Annotated in this window: 9 protein-coding genes; 4 read left to right on the forward strand and 5 right to left on the reverse strand. The window is 59.8% G+C overall.

Annotation, left to right across the window (positions count from 1 at the left end):
- Positions 1-122: 122 nt before the first annotated feature.
- From V9K67_RS24580 to V9K67_RS24600, 5 genes are all read right to left on the reverse strand, one after another.
- A complete protein-coding gene (locus tag V9K67_RS24580) occupies positions 123-725 on the reverse strand; it encodes a 4'-phosphopantetheinyl transferase family protein (RefSeq protein WP_336727324.1) in 603 nt (200 codons plus the stop codon).
- Between the two features lie 41 nt (positions 726-766).
- Complete coding sequence (locus tag V9K67_RS24585; RefSeq protein ID WP_336727326.1) at positions 767-1,489, reverse strand: MBL fold metallo-hydrolase; 723 nt, start codon at positions 1,487-1,489, stop codon at positions 767-769.
- Positions 1,490-1,605: 116 nt separating this feature from the next.
- On the reverse strand, positions 1,606-2,397 hold the full coding sequence (locus V9K67_RS24590; protein WP_336727328.1) for an SDR family NAD(P)-dependent oxidoreductase: 792 nt from the start codon (positions 2,395-2,397) through the stop codon (positions 1,606-1,608).
- 32 nt (positions 2,398-2,429) lie between these two features.
- Positions 2,430-5,300, reverse strand: coding sequence for a type I polyketide synthase (locus V9K67_RS24595; RefSeq protein ID WP_336727330.1), 2,871 nt, complete (start codon positions 5,298-5,300; stop codon positions 2,430-2,432).
- A gap of 28 nt (positions 5,301-5,328) precedes the next feature.
- Entirely contained in the window at positions 5,329-8,547 is a 3,219-nt protein-coding gene (locus V9K67_RS24600) for a non-ribosomal peptide synthetase (RefSeq protein WP_336727332.1), read from the reverse strand.
- 369 nt (positions 8,548-8,916) lie between these two features.
- Between V9K67_RS24600 and V9K67_RS24605 the strand changes: the two genes are divergently transcribed.
- The 4 genes from V9K67_RS24605 to V9K67_RS24620 all read left to right on the forward strand — a co-directional run bounded on the left by V9K67_RS24605 (position 8,917) and on the right by V9K67_RS24620 (position 17,471).
- The gene (locus V9K67_RS24605; protein ID WP_336727335.1) at positions 8,917-10,266 is read left to right on the forward strand and encodes a TolC family protein; all 1,350 of its coding nucleotides are present in this window, start codon (positions 8,917-8,919) and stop codon (positions 10,264-10,266) included.
- An 8-nt stretch (positions 10,267-10,274) separates the two neighbouring features.
- On the forward strand, positions 10,275-11,327 hold the full coding sequence (locus tag V9K67_RS24610) for an efflux RND transporter periplasmic adaptor subunit (protein WP_336727337.1): 1,053 nt from the start codon (positions 10,275-10,277) through the stop codon (positions 11,325-11,327).
- 23 nt (positions 11,328-11,350) lie between these two features.
- Positions 11,351-14,410 (forward strand): efflux RND transporter permease subunit, encoded by a 3,060-nt coding sequence (locus V9K67_RS24615; RefSeq protein WP_336727340.1) that lies wholly within the window; start codon positions 11,351-11,353, stop codon positions 14,408-14,410.
- Between the two features lie 235 nt (positions 14,411-14,645).
- Positions 14,646-17,471, forward strand: a complete 2,826-nt coding sequence (locus tag V9K67_RS24620) for an aminotransferase class III-fold pyridoxal phosphate-dependent enzyme (protein ID WP_336727343.1) — start codon at positions 14,646-14,648, stop codon at positions 17,469-17,471.
- The last annotated feature ends 10 nt before the right edge of the window (positions 17,472-17,481 follow it).

A 17,481-nucleotide genomic window follows, 5' to 3' on the forward strand; every position in this document is an offset into this window, starting at 1 on the left:
ATTCTATTCTTGCAACCATCTTCATTGCTTGCATTCTTCAAACCAGGCTCAGCCTTTAATGTGTCCTAACGGTAGCCATTTGGAGAGGGGTGGCGCCGCCTAGGCGGCGACGGGGTGAGGTTTTACGCCGGGCCATAGGCCAAATAACACAAATACCCATCCCCCACTTCTACCTCCTTTAATTCCCACACGCTGTCCTCGTAAAATGCCCTATCGCCGCTGACGCGGATGGCGGGCAGGCAAAGGTTCAGGCCCTTCTCTTCGGCCTTGGCCACGCTTTCCTTGATCACCCACAAACGAAAAAAGGCCCGCAGCGGATCGGCGGCCCGGTAAATCTCCTCCCATTGGGCGGCACTCATGACGTCGCGGACGGTAGTGAAATCCAGGGGCCGGACCTTTTCGCAATCAATGCCCAGCCTTCCACCGGGCGTCAGGGCACAAACCACCAGGCCGCCGGAATGGGAAATATTGAAATCAGGGGCGCCCGGCAAAAAAGGACGGCCGAAGGGATTGTATTGCAGCTGCTCCAGGCAGTCGTCGGGGTAGCCGTAGCGTTTCAGTCCGTCCAGCAGCAGGAGCTTGCCCAACAAATGGGTGTGCCGGTCCTGCCACCGCTTGTACCTGCCGTTGCGCTGTTGCAGGGAAAGGGGAAGGCGGTGGAGATAACGTCCGTAAACCGAAGGAGGAAGCTGCTCCCCGATGCGGGCGGTGTAAATGTCGATCATGGAGGAAAGGAATAGGATGAAATGTTGGGGCGCCCGGGAGGCTAGCGGGCCGGGAAATAAGAAGGAAGGGCCAGCCGGTCACACTGGGCTTTCAGGCGCTGGCCGGTGATCTCCCGCCCATGCCCGGGCAGGTACAGGCGGCAGCCGGAATCGGCCAGCTTTTTCATGCTGCCGGCCAGCAGGTCAAAGTCGTTGTAAAAAGGCGGGATCACGGAATGAGCGTAAACCCCAAAGAGGGCGTCGCCGACCAGGGCGATCTCGTGGTTGACCAGCACGCTCACCGAGCCCGGCGAATGTCCGGGGGTTTGGATAATGTCAATGTCGTAGCCCAGGGCCTGCATCGGGAACAGCCGGTCCACGAGAATGGCCGGCCGCAGTTTCGGTACGGTAAACAACGGCTGCAGCAGCATGCCGATGCGGGACACTATTTTGGTCAGGGGCGTGGCCCCTTGCGGCAGGGGCGAAAAGCCCCCCTCCAGGTAAAAGGACTCGCAGGCATGGACAATAGCGGATGCCTTGAAATGGTTCACAATATAGCGGGCACTGCCGCAATGGTCGAAATGGGTATGCGTCAGGATAAGGTATTTGATCCCGTCTTCGGGTACCCGTAATTCCTGCAGGCGGGCGGCCAGCGCCCGGCGGGCCCAGGAGATGCCGGTATCCACCATAAGGTAATCCCGGCCGGTATGAATCAGGAAGGCGTTGCTGCGTTGGTGCAGCAACTGGTAAATGGTATACCCGTTATGTAATTGCCAGGATTTCATAGAGCTAAGTTCCGAAAGGTTTGTTTCTGTAATATTAATTTCGGATGTCGGAACCCTTCACAGAAGAAAGACTCTTTCTGCTATCAAGGGGATCCGAAATCCGAAATCCGACATTGTCAGACTTTGTTGTAAATGCGCAGGCCGCGGCCGATCAGGCTGTCGAAGGCGCGGGTGGGCAGCAGGCCCCGCAGCAGGGGCAGGAAGTTGGCCGTAAAGGGGAGACGCAGCGAAGTGCTGTTTCTGCGGATGGCCCGCGTAATGGCGGCCGCCACCTTTTCGGCTTTCAGCACCGGGGTGAACAGCGGCGCCTTCACGTTGTCCAGCAGGCCGGTATCCACGTAGCTGGTGGTGACGGTGGTCACATGGAAGTCGCCTTTCAGGGCCTCCAACTCCAGCCGCAGGCTTTCCGACCAGCCCACCATCGCCCACTTGGAGGCGGCATACACGCTCATGCAGGGATTCGGCATCAGCCCCACGGCCGACGAATTATTGACGATATGCCCCGAACCACGGTTGATCATGGCCGGTAGAAAGGCCCGGGTAACGGACAGGCTGCCGCCGATATTGGTGGCGATGATGCGGTCCATTTCCGGCTGGGCATGCTCCCAGAAGGGCTTCCGGACGGCGATGCCCGCATTGTTCACCAGGATATCGGGCAGGCCCGCTTCTTCCAGCACCAGCGCCGCGGTCTGCAGCACGGCCTGGGCATCGGAGATGTCCACGGTATAGCCAAAAACCTTGTAGCCCTTGCGGCGCCATTCGCCCAGGGCCTGTTCCAGCCGAGGGCGGTTCGTGCCCCAGATGGTGACCGAAGCGGCGCCCAGTTCCAGGACGCGGTCGGCCAATGCTTTTCCAATGCCGGCGGTACCGCCGGTAATTAAAATGTTACTGCCTTTAATGTTACTCATAATGCTGGACCTGAAGTGGTGAGGAAAATGGTTTATGGATGGCTGAAGGTGCCTGCCGGCTGTTGCAGGTAGTGGAAGCTGCGGTGAAAGGCGGCGGCCAGCTCCTGCACATGCGGCTGCGCCAGCATGGACATGTGGTTGCCGGGAACGTCGATGATCTCCAGCGAGCCTTCGATGTACTGTTGCCAGTCGGTTTTTTCTACCCGGGTAATATTGAGTTTTTGCAAAAATGCCTCCGACTCGTCTTCCCGTGCCCGAAACACCACCACATCGCCGGTGTACCTGCGCTCATGGTCGTAGTTGCGCAGCGAGAGGTGGTTGTAGCGCCATACCCGGAACAGCAGCTCGAATTCTTTGTAATCGATCGGACCGGTAAGGATGCCCGCCTCCTGCAGCCGGTTGTACAGGCTTTGCAGGTTGGTCGCTTGCTCCCCTGCTTCAAGGGGCAGGTTCAGGAACGAGCCCAGGACGTAGGGGAAAGAGGCCACCAGGTCCTGGCCGCCGGAGATCTCGCCTTTATAGGCGCCGGGGGCGTGGGAGTCGATCAGCCACAGGCCTTTCACCTGGTCGGGATCTTCCTGCTGCAGCAGGGTGGCGATCTCGAAGGCGATATTGCCGCCCAGGGAGTAGCCGCCCAGGTAATAAGCGTCAGCGGGTAGGTGTTCGCGCACCAGCCGCAGGTATTCTTTGGCCAGCCCGGGCACTAGGCGCACGTCCTGCTGCAGCATTTCCAGGGGGAACTGGACGGCATACACTTCGCAGGGAAGCGCCGCCTGCCGCAACAGCTCGTGGTAGCAGTAGACCGTGCCGCCGGCGGGATGGAACAGCACCAGGGGCGGGAGACTTTTGTCGCCCCGACGCAACTGCTGGAAGGGCTGGCCCGAGAACAATTGGAACGAGGTTTTTCCTTCGGCGGCGGCCAGCTTACCCCGCAGCAGCTCGTCCACTTCGGCAGCCGAGCCGGTCTCCAGCAGTTCGTCGAGGCTCAGGACTACCTTGAAACGCTCCTTGAGGCGAGAAGCGAACTGGATGGCCATCAGTGAATCGCCTCCGAGCTCGAAGAAGTCGTCCTCCGGCCGCACCATATCCAGCCCGATTAGCTCCTTCCATAATTCCAGGATCACCTCGAGGGAGGATTGGCTGGAAACCGGCGCCGGCAGTGTTTCCGAAGCCACCGGAACCAGGGGTGCCAGCGGCTCGATCCAGTAGCGTTTCCGCTGGAAGGCATAGGTGGGCAGGGGAATAAAGCTTTTATCCGCCTCATCGAACAGCAGGGAAGCCTGTACGTCGGCGCCGGCCACCCAGTCCGAACCAAGAGCGCGGAGCTTTTCCGGGGAAAGGCTGGTGATGGGCGCCCCCTTGGCTTGTAGGAGCAACTGCTCCTGCGCTTCGGCGCTATCGGAGGCAATCACAAAGGTGCGGCACTCGCGGAAATGGGTCCTTCCCTTCCAGAGCGTATAGGAAACTTTTTGGAGATCGGCTTCCGGGGCCTGTTGAAACCATGCGGCAAAGGAAAGGAGCAGGTCGTGGAGCGCCTGGGGATTTTTGGCGGAGAAAGGCAGCAATACAGGCCCCTCCTTTTGGGCCCCCGGCGCTGCTACCGGCGCTTCCATCAACACGGCATGGGCATTGGTGCCGCCCACCCCGAAGGAGCTGACGCCGGCATAGCGCCAGTTGCCCGGCTCCACCGTCCATTCCCGCGGCTGTTGGGGAAAGTAAAAAGGCGATTGGGCGTTGTCGATGTTGGGGTTCAGGGCCGTCAGGTAAGGTGCAGGCGGGATCAGCTTTCCTTCCAGGCAGAGGATGGCCTTGACCAGCCCCGCCAGGCCGGCGGTGGCGTCGAGGTGGCCGATCTGGGATTTTACCGAGCTCACGGCGCAATAGCCTTCCTTCCTGGTATTAAACGCTTTTTTCAAAGAGGCGATCTCGATGGGGTCGCCCACCCGGGTGCCGGTACCGTGGGCTTCCACCAGCCCGATCTGCTCGGGCTTTACCCGGGCGAATTTGAGGCAGTCGCGAATCACCTTTTCCTGGCCGCTGATGCTGGGGGCCGTAAAGCCCACCTTCTGGTTGCCGTCGTTGTTGATGCGGGTGCCCTTGATGACGGCATAGATCCGGTCCTTGTCGTCGATGGCATTTTGCAGGCGTTTGAGAATCAGCACGCAGGCGCCGTTGCCGGGCACCGTGCCCGAAGAATTCTGGTCGAAGGGGTGGCACTGGCCGGTGGGCGACAGGATGCCCGACTCCTCGAAGTTGTAGCCGGCTTCCTGGGGCGTATGGATGGTGCTGCCGCCCACCAGCGACAGGTCGCAATTGCGCATAATCAGGTCCTGGCAGGCATAGTGCACCGCCACCAAAGAAGACGAGCAGGCAGTTTGCAGGTTGACGGAAGGGCCGGTCAGTCCCAGCTTGTAGGAGATGCGGGTGCTGATAAAGTCGCCCTGGTTGCCGATCATCAGCGGGTACATGCCCGTGGCGGCCACCACTTTTTCGTTTTGCAAAATATTGGACAGCAGGTAGGTGTTGCGGCTGCAGCTGGCGTATACGCCGATGGAAAGGGCATCGCGTTGGGCGGCATAGCCCGAGCCTTCCAGGGCCTCCCAGGCGCACTCCAGCAACACGCGGTGCTGCGGGTCCATCAGGCTGGCTTCCGTGGCGGGTACGTTGAAGAATTCGGCGTCGAACCGGTCGACGTCCCTGATCACGCCCGAGGCCGGCACGTATTGCGCTTTCGGGCCCTTTTCGTATACGCCCAGGCGGTCGTAGCTTTCTTCCGGAAAGAACTCGATACAGCTTTTTCCTTCTTTAATGTTTTGAAAAAATTCCTCAGGATTCTTCGCCCCGGGAAAGCGCAGGGCGATCCCGATCACGGCAATATCGGTTATGGATACCGGGTAGTTCATGTAAATGAGTTTATTTATGGAGTGTTTCTTAGATAGCGATTTTGGAGAGCAGGTTCAGGTGGGCGAGAAAGTCGTCGTCTTCTTCGGCTTCTTCCGGGACGGGGGGCGCTGCTTCCGGCACCCTGGCGCCGGCTTCGATAAAGGCGAGCAGCCCCTTGATGGTAGGGTATTCGTACACGTCCATCACCTGCAGGCGGGCGTCGAGGCGGCGGTCGGCCAGCAGCAGGTTCACCTGTTGCAGGAAGGAAACCATCAGCAACGAATTGCCGCCCAGGTCAAAAAAGTTGTCGTCGACGCGCACGTCGGCGGTCTTCATCACCGAGCAGGTGATCTTTACCAGGGCGGTTTGCAGGTCGTCGCCGGCCAGCACCGGTTGGGCAGCGGCTTCCAGAGAGGGGGCCGGGGCCGGCAGGGCGTTGTAGTCGATCTTGCCGTTCACCGTCAGCGGGAAGGCGGCCAGCGGCACCAGGTAAAACGGCACCATATAGTGCGGCAGTTTTTCCCGGATAAAATCGCGCATGGCGCCGGCCGATACCCGGCCGTCGGCTGAGAGGTAATAGCCGGCCAGCCGCTGGTCGTTGTCGCCCTCGTCGATCACTTTTACCGCCGCTATATCGCAGAGGGGGTGCTGCTGGAGGGCTTTTTCGATTTCTTTCAGCTCGATGCGGTAGCCGCGGATCTTTACCTGGCCATCGCCCCTGCCGAAATATTCCAGGTTGCCGTCGCGGTTGATGCGGCCGAAGTCACCCGATTTGTACAGCAGGGTTTTTCCCATTCCCGGCAGGTCGAGCGTGGTAAAGCGCTGGGCGGTCAGCTCCTGCTTGTTCAGATAACCCTGGGCCACGCCCTGGCCGGTGACGGCGATCTCGCCGGTGGCGCCCTCGGGCAGGGGCTGGTTGTCCTTGCCCAGGATGCAGACGCCCCAGCCGGGGATGGCCTTCCCGATCAGGCTCCGGCCGTTGTCGATATCTTCCTGGGTGATCTTGTGGTAGGTGACGTGCACGGTGGTTTCGGTAATGCCGTACATGTTCACCAGCTCCACCTCGTCCAGCGGGAAGATCTTCGTCCAGTTTTTAAGGCTGTTGAAGATCAGCTTTTCGCCCCCGAAGATCACCGTCCGCAACTGGGAAGGATAAGGGTGGGCGACGGCTTCTTTGATCAATTGCTGGAAATAGCTGGGGGTTTGGTTCAGCACCGTTACCCGCTGTTCTTTCAAAAAGCTCCAGAAGGCCGCATGCGACTTGCGCACCGTGTCGGGGGCGATCACCAGGGTGCCGCCCTGGAGCAGGGCGCCGAAAATTTCCCAGACCGAAAAGTCGAAAGCATAGGAATGCAGCAGCGACCAGCGGTCCTGGTGGTGGAAGCGGTAAAGCGGGCGGGTGCTGTCGAGCAGCGCCAGCACGTTGCGGTGCGGGACCATCACGCCCTTGGGTTGGCCGGTGGTGCCGGAGGTGTAGATGATGTAGGCCGTATCCTCGGCGCAGCCGGCCGGCAGGGCGGGCGCCATAGTAGGCAGCGAAGCTTGCTCTTCCAGGAAGAGGCAGCTTTCTGCCGGCAGTAGCAGGCGGGTGGCTACGGCGCGGGTGGTCAGCACCAGGGAGACGGCGGTATCGTTCAAAATATAGTGAATGCGCTGGAGGGGCAGGGCGGGGTCGATGGGGATATAGGTGCGGCCGGCCGCCAGCACCGAGAAGATGCCGGTGATCTGTTCCAGTCCCACGGGCAGCAGCAGGGCCACGTTCTTGTTGGCAGGCTGGGCGGAGCGGTGGGCGATCAGCCTACCGGTACGGCGGGCCGTTTCGAGCAGCTCCCCATAGGTCAGCTCCCGGCCTTCGAACACGCAGGCCGTATGCGCCGGGGCCCGGAGGGCGGCCTTTTCAAAGCGGGCGAAGATCGTATCCTGCCATTGCACCGGCAGGGGGCGGCCCGAACCCATGCGGGTCTTTTGGAAGCTGGCCGCCAGGGCCTCGGCGGACACCAGCCGCAGGCCGGCCAGCGGGACATCTGCTGCCTGGGGCAGGGTGCCGGTGATTTTTTGGAAAAGGGCGGTCATGTCCAGCTCGGGCAGGAGGCGGCTGTCTTTTTCGAAGTGCAGGTATACGGCCTCCGCTCCTTCTTCCACCACCAGGGAAAAGGGGCAGTGCAGCGACCGGCGGTGTACCGGCAGGGAGGTGACGGTACAGCCCGAAAGCGAAAGGGTCAGTTCTTGTTTGTAATAAGTAAAAATGTTGTCGTACAAGCTGGAAGAAGAAACGGTGGCTTCCGCCCGGCCCTTCAGCACTTCCTTGACGTTGGCGTTGCGGTGCTTCAGCAGCTGCAGGGTGCCCCGGTTCAGGTCGCGGAACAGCTGGCCGGCGGTGGTGTCTTCCGATATGGTGGAGAGCAGCGGCAGGGTGTTGACGAAATAGCCGGCCACGTTCCGGAATTCTTTGGCGGGCCGGTTGGCCACCGGTATGCCCGTCAGCAACTGGGCCTTTTGGAGCACCTTGTGCAGGAACAGGTGGTAGCAGCCCAGGTAAAATACAAAAGGCGTGATGCCCTGGCTGCGGCAAAATTCACTGATGCGCCGCTTTTCCTCGCCGCTGATCACCAGGGTTTCCCGGTAAATTCCTTCCTGCCGGCTGAGGTCGGGCCGGAACTGCTCGAAGGAGGCCACCTGGTCGAACTGTCCCCGGATGAAGGCATCGTCTTCGGCTTCGCCGTCGAGGATGTGCTGGTTCAGGGTGGTGTACTTGCCCTGGCTGATGGAAAAAAGTTCCTGGGTTACCTGGTTGTCCGCATTATAGCTTTCCGACAGGCGGCGGACGATCTCGTAAAAGCTGTAGGCATCGGAAATGATGTGGTGGCAGTTGGCCAGCAGGTAGTAGGTGTGGGTGGCTTCGATGCGGATGATATCCATGTAAAAGGTAAGGCCCTTATTGAGGTCGAAGGGGCGGGAGAAGAATTCTTCCTTGCAGGCGGCAAAGTCTTCCTCCGAAGCAAGGGATTGAAACTGCACCTGGGGCACCGTGGACCCCTCGTAGGCCGAGAACACCTGGCCGGCGGCATTTTCCCTAAAGTTCAGGCCGAAGGCATAGAGGCTTTCAAAAAGAGCCTGGCAGCTCTGGAGGAAGGGACCGACGAGAAAGTTGCCGCTGATCTCAAAAAGGAAAGGAAGGTGATAAGCATCGGAGGTGGGATGTTGCTTCCAGTGGAAATAGAGGGATTCCTGGTAATTGTTGCAGCGGGAGCTGGGTTTCAATATCATGATGCTAAGGGTTTTGCGTGATCGTTTTGCGTTCAGGAGGATAGTCGGGCAAAATATCCGCTGGGAAACAGGGAGAAAAACCTTTTCTGCTGATTTTCACGATAAAGGGTGTTTTAACGGTGGCACAACGGTGGAAAAACGGCCTTCAATACACGCAGTTTATTAGTGAAGCATTTCTATAATAATGCTGGTGGCGACCAAAACAGGCTCACGGCAGGAAAGGTCCTTCTATAAAAACACCTTACAGATTTTTAAAAATAATTCCCTCTTCCTGTTTACACCCTCCTCCAAATACCGACCATACTGGCGGGACGTTCGGCACCGGTAACGGACAGCTTGTTTCCCAAAAACCCGTAAACCACCTGATTCATGAAACGGTACCTTCTATTTTTCCTGCTGACGGCAGGGGGCAGCACCGCCCTCCGGGCCCAGTCGCTGCAGACCTTCATCGACGAAGGCCTGAAAAGCAACCCCGTGGTCCGCGAAAAGACCCTGTCGGTAGATGCAGCCATGCTGGCCCTGAAAGAAGCCAAAAGCCTCTTCCTCCCCTCCTCGCATTTCGAAACCCAGTACACCCTGGCCCGGGGCGGCCGCACCATCACCATCCCGGTGGCCGACCTGATGACCCCCGTATACAAAACCCTCAGCCAGATGACGGGGACCACCCACGAAGTGCCGCTGAAAAACATGTCGGAAGCCTTTCTGCCCAATAACTTCTACGACGTCCGCGTCAAAACCACCATGCCCCTGATCAACCCCGAGCTGAAGGCCAACCGTGCCATCCGCACCAGCGAAACCGGGATGAAGGAACTGGAGCTGGCCACCTACAAGCGCGAGCTGGTCAAAGAGATCAAAGTGGCGTATTACAACTACCTCATGGCCACACACGGCATCGGCATCTACCAAAACCTGCTGCAGCTGGCGGCGCAAAACCTCAAAAGCAGCCAGGCCCTGGTGGCCAACGGCAAAGGACTGCCCGCCTTCGTGGCCCGCGCCACCTTCGAGCTGAAGGCGGTGCAGGAACAGCAACAGGTGGCCGCCCTGCAACAGCAGAACGCCCGTGCCTACCTCAATTTCCTGGTCAACAAGCCCCTGGGCGATTCGGTGCTGGCGGTGGAAGATTCCCTGGCGGACCTGTTGTCCCAAACGGCAGCCCTGGCACCCGCCGGCACCCCCGGCCGCGAAGAGCTGAAGGCCCTGGCTGCCGCCCAGGACATTTACCGCCACAAGCTCAAAGCCTCCAAAGCCTACCGCACGCCCCGCCTCAACGCCTTTCTCGACCTCGGCGCCCAGGATTTTGACTTCAAGGTGCAGAGCCAGTCGCTGCTGTACTTCGGCGGCCTGCAGCTGAAAGTGCCCCTGTTTACCGGCGGCCGCAACCAACTCCAGGTGCGCCAGTCGCTGCTGGAGCTGGAAACCATCACCCTGCAAAAAGAGCACGTGCAGCAGCAGCTGTCGCTGGCCGCCCTGGTGGCCCGCAACAACCTGCAGGCGGCCGAAAGCAATTACCGCCTGTCGGAGGACAAGCTGGCCCCGGCGGAAAGCTATTACCACCTGGTCAGCCGCGGTTTTGGCGAAGGCACCCACTCTTTTTTGGAACTGATGGACGCCCAGGTAAAGCTCACCGACACCCGACTGCAGATCAACCTGACCAAGTATAAACTCCTTTCCGCGAAAGCCGAATACGAACGGCAATCCGCAACTTATCCCTTAAACTGAACCCCGATATGAACCTTTCTATTTTCGGCACGGCGGCTGTGCTGGCCGTGTTCCTCGCTTCCTGCGGCACTTCCGAAAACGAAAAGCCGCTGCCGCCCGCCACCGACCTCATCCCGGTGAACTTCATGCTGCTGTCCGCAACAGACGACAGCAGCAACGCGATCGAAGCTTCCGGCAGCCTGTTCCCCGCCGAAGAGGCCCGCCTGTCCTTTAAGGTCGGCGGCGTCATCGACCGCATCCTCGTGCAGGACGGCCAGTATATCCGAAAAGGCCAGCTGCTGGCCACGCTGCAGAACACCGAGATCGACGCCCAGGTACAGCAGGTGCAGCTGGCCTATGAAAAAGCCACCCGCGATTACAAACGGGCGGATAACCTGTTCAAGGACAGCGTGGCCACCCGCGAACAGCTGGAAAACTCCCGCACCGGCGCCGACCTGGCCTACCAGCAGGTGCAGCAGGCCCAGTACAACCGCCGCCATGCCCGCATCTACGCCCCCGCCGACGGCTTCGTCATCCGCAAGCTGCTGAACGAAGGCGAGATCACCGGCGCCGGCCTGCCCGTGCTGCAGGTGGGTGCTTATGCGCCCTCGGGCAAATGGGTGATGCGCCTGAGCGTATCGGACCGCCAATGGGCCGCCCTCCAGCTGGGCAACCCCGCCACCATCCAGCTGGATGCCTTCCCTGACCGCCCCTTCACCGGTGTGGTCCATAAAAAATCGCTGGTGGCCGACCCCATCACGGGCTCGTTCACCGTGGAAGTGAAAGCAAACCTCACCGGCGTGCAGCCGGCCGCCGGCATGTTCGGCAACGTCCGCATCCGCGCCGGCGAAAAGCTGGCCGACTACTCCATCCCCTACAACGCCCTGCTGGAAGCCAACGGTAAGGAAGGCTACGTGTTCGTGAGCAACAACCGCAAACAGGTGAAAAAGGTGCAGGTGCATATCCGCCGCATCGGCGACGACCGGGTGTATGTATCCGACGGCCTGGAAAACTATCGCTACCTGGTGGTGTCCGGCGCCTCCTACCTCAAAGACAATGGCCTGGTGAATGCCCTCCCCTAACCTTTTCTCCCTAAACCGTTTTTATGCAGATAACTAATTTCTTCGTAAGGAACTACCAGTTCACGCTGGTGGTGTTCCTTATGATCATCGTGGTCAGCGTCAGCACGCTGCTGAACATGCCCCGGGCGGAGGACCCCGACATCCATCCGCCGCAATTTCCCATCGTCGTCATTTATCCCGGCACCAGCCCCAAGGACATGGAGGAGCTGGTGGTCAAGCCCATTGAGAAAAAGGTCAGCGAGCTGCAGGACCTCAAAAAGATCGCCACCGAGATCCACGACGGCGTGGCGGTGATCACCGTGGACTTCCGCTACGAATGCGACGTGGACACGAAGCACCAGGAGCTGATGCGCGAGATCAACAGCCTGCGCCCCGACCTTCCCCCCGACATTTACAAGCTGGAGGTGCGCAAGGTAACGCCGACCGACGTGAACGTGCTGCAGATGGCGCTGGTATCGGGCAGCGCTTCCAACGAAGCCCTGCGCCACCAGGCGGAAGGACTGAAGACCGAGCTGGAAAAAGTAAAAAGCCTCAAAAAGGTGGCCTGGTGGGGCCTGCCCGACCAGGTGATCCGCGTGCAGCTGAAGCTCGATAAGATCGCCCGGGCCGGCATCCCCCTGCCCTACGTGATCCAGAGCATCCAGAGCGAAGCGGCCGAGCTGCCGGGCGGCAGCGTGCAGGCCGGCACCCGCATGTACAACATCAAAACCACCGGCAAATACCGCAGCCTCGACCAGGTGCGCAACACCATCGTATACAGCGCCCAGGGCAAGGTAGTCTACCTGAAAGACGTGGCCGACGTGGCCTTTGGCTACGACGAGGAAAAGCACATCACCCGCATCAACGGCCACCGCTGCGTGCTGGTGACCGCCGCCCAGAAAGAGGGCGAGAACATCGCCAAAACCCGTGAAGCCTACCGGCCCGTGGTGGCCTCCTTTGAAAAAGGGCTGCCGGCCGGCATCAGCCTGGTGAAGAATTTCGACCAGGCCCTGAACGTGGAAAAACGCCTGCGCGGCCTGGGCATCGACTTTTTGGTGGCCATCGCCCTGGTGCTGATCACCCTGCTGCCCCTGGGACGCCGGGCCTCCCTGATCGTGATGGTGGCCATCCCCCTCTCCCTCGGCCTGGGCATCGTGGCCCTCAGCTTCCTGGGCTACTCGCTCAACCAGCTGAGCATCGTGGGACTGGTGGTGGCGCTGGGCCTGTCGGTGGATGACAGCATCGTGGTGGTGGAAAATATCGTACGCTGGATGCGGGAGGGCCGTCCCCGCGGGCTGGCGGCCGTGGAGGCCACCAAACAGATCACCACGGCGGTGCTGGGCTGCACGGCGGCGCTGACCATCGCCTTCCTGCCGCTGGTGTTCCTGCCCGACGTATCGGGCGAATTTATCCGGGGCCTGCCCCTGGCGGTGATCACCTCCGTGTTCGCTTCCATGATCGTCTGCCTTACGATTGTTCCCTTCATGGCCAGCCGCTTCCTCAAAGCCGAAGACCATCCCGAAGACAACGTGTTCCACCGCGTGCTGAAGCGGGCCATCAGCGGCACCTATTCCAAAGTGCTGGACGTGGCCCTGAAGCACCCCCGCCGGACGCTGGTGCTGACCGTGGTGCTGTTCGTGGCCTCCCTGGCCCTGTTTGGCCAGATCGGCTTCCGCCTGTTCCCTTCTTCGGAAAAGCCGCAGTTTTTGGTCAACATCCACATGCCCCTGCAAAGCACCCTGGAAGCTACCAACCGCATGGCCCGCGAAGTAGAACAGGAACTGGGCCGCCACGACCAGGTGCGGTTCTTTACCACCAACGTGGGCAAGGGCAACCCCCGCATCTATTACAATGAATTCCCGGAAAACCAGAAGAACGAATACGCCCAGCTGTACGTGCAGCTGCAACCTTCCGTAGGCATGAAGGAGAAGAAAGCCCTCATTGACAGCCTGCGGGAAACCTTTCGCGGCTATGCCGGCACCCGCATCGAAGTAAAGGATTTTGAGCAGGGACCGGTGGTGGAAGCCCCCGTGGTCATCCGCCTGGCCGGCGACCATTTCGACAGCCTGCGCATCCTGGCCCGCCAGGTGGAGCACATGCTGCTCACCATCCCCGGCACCCTCTACGTGAAGAACGAAAGCGACCTGCAAAAGTCGGATCTGAAGCTGAATATCCATACCGAAAAAGCCCGCACCCTGGCGGTGCAGCCCGCGGACATCAAAAAAACCGTGCGGTTGTCCGTAGCCGGTGTGCCGGTAGGTAAATATGCCCCCGAACAGGGCGACGACCTCAACATCATCATGAGCGCCCCCAAGGAACAGTTTGCCACCGTGGGCACCCTCGACCGCGTTTTTGTCAACAACGGCCTGGGGCAACCCGTGCCGCTGAAGCAGGTGGCCGACCTGGAATTCGAATCCTCGCCTTCGATCATCAAGCACCTCGATAAAAAGCGCTTCGTGGTGGTGACCGCCTTTACGCAAAAAGGCGTGTTTGCCGCCGACATCAACAAGGCCTTTGAAAAGAGGGTGGGTGAACTGCATTTCCCGACCGGCTACGAGTACCAGATTGCCGGGGAAGCCGAGGGCGAGCAGAACGCCTTTGGCAGCGGCTTCATCACCGTGGTACTGGCGACGGTCTTCCTGTTCGTGATGGTGCTGATCCTGGAGTTCAAGACCTTTAAAAGCACCCTGATCGTGCTGTCGGTGATCCCGCTGGGCGTGATCGGCGGGGTGGCGGCGCTGGCCCTGGCGGGTTACCCCCTTTCCTTCGTGGCCATCATCGGCTTTATCGGGCTGGCGGGCGTGGAGGTGAAGAACTCCATCCTGCTGGTGGATTTCACCAACCAGCTCCGGGCCGAGGGCAAAAGCCTCGAAGAGGCCATCCGGGAGGCCGGCGAGCTGCGCTTCCTGCCCATCGTGCTTACGAGCCTGACGGCCATCGGCGGCTTTATTCCCATTGCCGTCAGCAGCAGTCCCCTGGTGTCGCCCCTGGCGCTGGTGATCATCGGCGGCCTGATCTCCTCCACCCTCCTTTCGCGGATCGTGACGCCCGTTGTGTACAAGCTGCTGCCGCCCAGGGTAGAACGGCTTTCCGAAGAAGCCTAACCAAAAACGTCGCAATCAAAACCACTGCATATGCGCCCTGCCTCCCCGGCAGGGCGTTTTTATTAAGTATAACTACTACCGACAACCTAAAAGATTTTTTAAAAAAACTTCCACTGTTGTGTTCCCTTACGGCCCTGCTTTCCGTCCAATCTATCAAACCCCTTATTCAACTGCTGCTTTCCGATCCCGCTGCATCGCTTCACCCTTAACTCCCCAAACCCCCAAAACCACAACCATGTACTACAAGGAATTCGTCAACCCCCAACTGGGTGATTACCTGAATAAATTAAAGCTGGATAAGACCTATCACCGTGCCCAGGGCAACCGCCTGTATTACCGCGATGCGCAGGGGCAGGAAGTGGAAATAAAAGATTTCCTGGGCGGCTACGGCAGCCTGGCCCTGGGCCACCACCACCCCGAGTTGGTGGCGTATGCCAAAAGCCTCCTGGAGCAGGGCGTGCCGGTGCACGACCAGATGTCCATCAAGCACCACAGCGGCCGGCTGGCGAAATTTCTCAGCGACGAGATCGGCAGCACCACCGGCAAAAGCTATGTCACCACCTTTACCAACTCGGGAGCCGAAACCGTGGAAGCCGCCATCAAGCACGCCCGCTTCAAAAAGATGAAGGAACTGAATGCCCTGGTAGACGGGGTGCACAAGAACCTGAACGCCATCAGCAACCAGGTGGTAAAAGGAATGGTCTCTTCCCTGCTGTTCCAGGGCAATACCTACGGCAGCTTTTCGGAATTCCGCGAGGAGGTGCTGGCCGCCAACCAGGAAACCATCAACGCCCTTTCGTTTAAGCTGCTGGCCTCTGAAAAATCCTACCACGGCAAAACCCTGTCCGCCCTGAAGGCTACCGCCTCCGAAAAATTCAAGGAACACTTCCTGCTGCCGTCGGAGAAAAAGGAAACCGTCTTCTTTCCCTGGGACGAAGAATTTTTGGAAAAATCCCTGGCCGCCAGCCGAGTCACCCTCTACGTGCCCGAAGCCGGCGCCGGCGGCACCGTATGGACCCGCGAAGTGGAATTTTACACCTGCTGCGCCATCATCATCGAACCCATCCTGGGCGAAGGCGGCGTGCTGACGGTACCGGCCAATTTTCTGAAAAAGCTCAGAAGCCTCACCCTTTCCTATAAAATCCCCCTCATCCTCGACGAGATCCAGACCGGCTCGTACCGCACCGGCACCCTGCTGTATGCGCAGCAGAAAGGCATCAGCGCGGACTACTACCTGCTGGGCAAATCGCTGGGCGGTGGCCTGGTGAAGATCGGGGCCCTGGTGATCGACAAGGACGCCTACGAACCCGAGTTCGGCATGCTGCATACCTCCACCTTCAGCGGCGACGAGTACTCCTCGGCCCTTTCGCTGAAAGCCCTGGAACTGCTGAAGGCCGGCGCCCCGCAGGCCGAAGCCACCGGCAAGGCCCTGCACGAAAAGCTGCAGGCCCTCAAAGAAGCATACCCCGACATCATCAAGGGGGTGCTCGGCGACGGACTGATGCTGGGCGTGCTGTTCAAATCCTTTCACAACAGCGCCTGCTACCCCTTCCAGTTCGCCTCCCGCTCCAATTACTTCAACTACTTTATTACCTCCTACCTGCTGCACCACTTCCAGGTGCGGGTAGCCCCTACCTTGTCTTCTTCCTTCACCATCCGCATCCAGCCGCCGGCCAATGTGAGCGAACCGGATATGGACCGGCTGATCGAAGGCCTGAAAAGCGTTTGCGAAGTGCTGCGGGCCGAAGACTTTTACAAGTTCATTGAATCGATGCTTCCCGCCGAGTACCAGGGCCTGCGGCCGCTGCAACAATTCTCCAACGGCGAAGTGCAGGTAAGCACCTACGGCGCCCTGAAGCGGGTGGGCTTCCTGACGCACTTCATCAACGAAGCGCACGTGGTGGAAAGCGATCCCTCCCTGGCGGTAGTGCCGGTGGACGTGATCGAAGGGCTGCTGCACGATATCCTGGAGTTCGGCAACTGCATCATCACCGGTACCAAAGTCATCCGCGACGGCAACGGCAAGGAAGTGGAGATTGTGTTTGCAGGCCTGCCCTTTACCTCGGGCATGGTGCGCGAAGCCCTGGTGAAGAACGAGCTGGCGCCCTACCGCAAGATCTGCCACAAGGCCATCGCCACCCTTTCCAAAGAGTATTTTACCGATATCGTCGGCCTGGGCCAGTACACCTCCATCATCACCAGCAACGGCACCACCATTCCCCATAGCGACGTGGTGGTGACCACCGGCAACAGCTTTACCACCTATATCGGGCTGCAAAGCGTGCTGCACGAGGTGCGCAAGGGACTGGTGATCCCCCGGGGCGAAGAGATCGTGGCCGGCATTATTGGTGCGGCGGGCAATATCAGCTCGGTCTATGCCAAGTGCATCACCCCCTATGTATCCAAAATGTTCCTCAAAGGCAGCGACCGGTCGCAGGGCACGGAGCGCATTGCCCGCACGGCCCGCGAGCTCCTGAAATACGTGGTGACCCGACTGCAGCAGCAACAGCACGAAGCCTCCGGCCTGCTGGAAGAAAAGATCCGGGCCACCCGGCTGTATAGCGATATCGTGGGAGGTACCCTCAAGGCCGACGCCCCCAACCTGTATGCCTTACTCCAGGAAGAACTGGGAGACGAAAACCCCATCGCCATCTTCTCCGACCTGGAAGTGCTGCGGCAGTGCAACCTGGTGATCGTAGCCACCAATGCGCCCTCGCCCTTCCTGACCGAAGACCATTTCAGCGCCGGCACCATCGTGTACGACATCTCCGTTCCGCTGAACGTGACGCCCGAGCTGTTTCACAACGATAAAAACATCAAGGTGCTCGTAGGCGGCGTGGTGACGCTGCCGCACGGCGAAGGGCTGCCCCTGAGGGGTTTTCCCCTGCCGGCCGGCTCGGTCTACGCCTGCATCGCCGAGACACTCTTGCTGGGACTGGAGCAGTATAAAGGGGCCTTTTCCTTCTCCGCCATCACCCCCGAACAGGTGGAGGTGATCGGCGCCATCGCCCAGAAACATAAGTTTCACTTCTTCCGCGAAAAAACCAAATCCATTCTCTAACCCATACCGA

The sequence above is a fragment of the Huijunlia imazamoxiresistens genome (genome assembly GCF_037132455.1).
Lineage (GTDB): Bacteria > Bacteroidota > Bacteroidia > Chitinophagales > Chitinophagaceae > Flavisolibacter > Flavisolibacter imazamoxiresistens.